Origin of the sequence: Microbacterium sp. (assembly GCF_041909575.1) — a bacterium.
GTDB lineage: Bacteria > Actinomycetota > Actinomycetes > Actinomycetales > Microbacteriaceae > Microbacterium.
In genome coordinates this window covers 1-1,754 of the sequence record NZ_JAYRDE010000200.1, presented here as the reverse complement: position 1 = coordinate 1,754, position 1,754 = coordinate 1, and the positions used below count along the sequence as shown (strand labels likewise).

Here is a 1,754-nt window from a genome sequence, read left to right as displayed (position 1 = left end):
CGCAGGATCAGCACCGACGAAGGCCGGACGGCCCTCGAGGCGGTGCGTGCCGCGGGCGAGGCATCCCTCCCGTCGCGCACCGACCTGGCGACGGCCGTGCGCTACCTGCTGCAGCTGCTGGCCGAGAAGGCCCCCGGCAATTCAGTCGAGGTGCGGGTGCCGCCCTTCGGCGCCGTGCAGGTCATCGAGGGTCCACGGCACACGCGCGGAACGCCGCCGAACGTGGTCGAGACCGACGCCGCCACGTGGGTCGCCCTCGCGACGGGGAGCGAGTCGTGGGCGGATGCCGCAGCCCAGGGTCGCATCGCGGCCTCGGGCACCCGCGCCGACATCTCGGACCTGCTTCCCCTTCGTCCCTAGATCAGCAGCAGGCGGGGCCCTAAGACGCACCGGGAGTGGGACAATGGAGGCATGACCGAGCACGTCGAGGACCACATCGAGACCGTGCGCGTGCGCCGCGCTCCGAAGTTCTCGGTGTTCCTGGCCTTCGGCGCCGCTCTCGGGCTCCTCGTCGCGATGATCATGACCTTCGCGTTCGACGGCTCCGACTTCGCCAGCCCGAACACGGGCCTCGTCTACTCGCAGGGTCAGGTCTTCGGCTTCCTCATCCTCGTCTTCGTGCCGGTCGGTCTCGTCGTCGCGGCCGTCGTCGCGCTGATCCTCGACCGTCGCTCGCGCGGACGGACGCGCAGCGTGATGGTCGACCACGAGTCGGTTCAGGTCGACGAGGACCTCTAGCCCTACGCCAGCTCGGCGATGATCGGGTGGATCGCGGCGTCGAAGGCCGCGACATCCCCCCGCAGTCCGTCGGTGACGGCGATCGTCAGCGAGCCGATCCACCACACGCCTCGCTGGGCGAGGGGCAGCACCTGCACGTTCAGCTCGAACGAGTGCGCGCGACGGCCGACCTGGCGCTCGTGCTCGGCGATGGCGCTCGCGTAGGCGCGGTACGCCGTCCCGGTGCCGGGGTTCGCATCCCGCCGGTAGCGCGCGTGCGCGGACTGGGCGAAGGCGAGCGCCTCGGCGGCATGCGGGGTGATGGCCGTGCGCAGCGCCTCGGCGCCCTCGGAGGGCAGGGCGAGCATGGTCTCGAACCCGTCGACGAGGTCGAGCGGAACGGGGGACGGGTGGGCCTGGGGCTCGACCGTCATGGCCCAGTACTCGCGCCACTGCCGCTCCAGAAGCGCCTGGGCCTCGTCGTCGCGATCGTTGACGCGCGGAGGGATGCCGCGCAGCGGCGGAAGCTCGTCGGGCGAGCGGATGCCGAGGACCTGACGAAGATAGAGCGCGACCAGCACCGGCTGGCCCGCGTCCTCGCGGATCAGCCACTCGGGAGTTCCGGTGCCACCCATGCCCACATTGTAGATCCGCCCCACCCCGCCGAGGAGGCGCCGTCACGGGGCATCCGCCCTCGCGCACCGCCGGTAGGCTGGGACACGTGGCCTCCTCTTCGCCCGATGCCCCTGCCGTGAACCCCTATACCGCCGCGGGGGTCGACACCGCGGCCGGCGACCTCGCCGTCGAACTCATGAAGTCGGCCGTGCGCCGCACGCACGGCCCCGAGGTGCTCGGCGGTGTCGGCGGATTCGCGGGACTCTTCGACGCGAGCGCGCTGCGGGCCTACGCCAAGCCGCTGCTCGCGACGAGCACCGACGGGGTCGGCACGAAGGTCGCGATCGCGCAGGCGATCGACAAGCACGACACGATCGGGCAAGACCTCGTCGGCATGGTCGTCGACGACATCGTCGTCGTGG

Annotated in this window: 4 protein-coding genes; 3 read left to right on the top strand and 1 reads right to left on the bottom strand. The window is 71.6% G+C overall.

Features of this window, described 5'->3' with window-relative positions; translation table 11 throughout:
• Together ACE3O1_RS15590 and ACE3O1_RS15585 are read left to right on the top strand one after the other, a co-directional pair.
• Positions 1-360 (top strand): sterol carrier family protein (locus ACE3O1_RS15590; protein ID WP_374316611.1); only part of this gene is annotated, 360 nt, incomplete at its 5' end.
• Between the two features lie 51 nt (positions 361-411).
• The gene (locus ACE3O1_RS15585) at positions 412-738 is read left to right on the top strand and encodes a potassium transporter Trk (protein WP_374316609.1); all 327 of its coding nucleotides are present in this window, start codon (positions 412-414) and stop codon (positions 736-738) included.
• A gap of 2 nt (positions 739-740) precedes the next feature.
• On the opposite strand, the gene ACE3O1_RS15580 is transcribed toward ACE3O1_RS15585, so the two are convergent.
• Positions 741-1,352, bottom strand: a complete 612-nt coding sequence (locus tag ACE3O1_RS15580) for a zinc-binding alcohol dehydrogenase (RefSeq protein ID WP_374316607.1) — start codon at positions 1,350-1,352, stop codon at positions 741-743.
• Positions 1,353-1,528: 176 nt separating this feature from the next.
• Here ACE3O1_RS15580 and ACE3O1_RS15575 point away from each other — a divergent pair.
• Positions 1,529-1,754: AIR synthase related protein (locus ACE3O1_RS15575; protein ID WP_374316613.1), on the top strand; the 226-nt coding region annotated here is incomplete at its 3' end.

What these genes read in the sequence shown, in the direction of transcription:
- ACE3O1_RS15585 (WP_374316609.1), top strand. Translation starts at nt 412, where the DNA reads ATGACCGAGCACGTCGAGGACCACATCGAGACCGTGCGCGTGCGCCGC.
- ACE3O1_RS15580 (WP_374316607.1), bottom strand. Translation starts at nt 1,352, where the DNA reads ATGGGTGGCACCGGAACTCCCGAGTGGCTGATCCGCGAGGACGCGGGC.